At 60.7% G+C, this 540-nt stretch carries 1 protein-coding gene; it reads right to left on the bottom strand.

Annotated elements, in window-relative coordinates; translation table 11 throughout:
* On the bottom strand, positions 1 to 485 hold a 485-nt coding region (locus GNF76_RS29265), incomplete at its 3' end, for an immunoglobulin-like domain-containing protein (protein WP_246212047.1).
* Positions 486 to 540 lie beyond the last annotated feature (55 nt).

Consider the following 540-nt stretch of genomic DNA (forward strand, 5'->3'; position numbering starts at 1 on the left):
ACGCCGATGGTGATGGTCTGCCCGTTGTCCAGGGTGACGGTCAGCGGGTTGGTGATGTTAGTCACCGCCGCGCCGTTTTTATCCACAAGGCTGGCGGTGTAAACGATCTGGCCGCCTTCACCCACGGTGGTGGTCGCGGTCAGTACCACGTCCACTTTGTCGATGGTGTCGTTGATGGTGGTAGTCGCACCGTCGCCCGCCACTTCCAGCTTCTCGAAGTTGCCGCCAGCGGTGTCAGTGATCTTGACGGTCTGGGTGCTCTTGTCGATGAACACGTCATCGCCTGGAGCGGCGACGGTCACCGAGCCAACGGTTTCGCCAGCCTTGATGGTGATGGTGGAGCCGTTGTCGAGTTTCAGGGTGACGTCGGTGCCGGCCTTGTTGCTCAAGGTCGCGGTGTAGGTGATCTGACCACCCTCGCTCACTTCCGACGGAGCCGTCAGGGTCACGGTAGTGGTGTTATCGGTACCCGGTGTGTCAGTCACAGTGGTCGTGACCGGGGTGGTACCTGGAACCAGATTTTCGAAGTGCTCGCCACCG

The sequence above is a fragment of the Pseudomonas spelaei genome (assembly GCF_009724245.1).
Lineage (GTDB): Bacteria > Pseudomonadota > Gammaproteobacteria > Pseudomonadales > Pseudomonadaceae > Aquipseudomonas > Aquipseudomonas spelaei.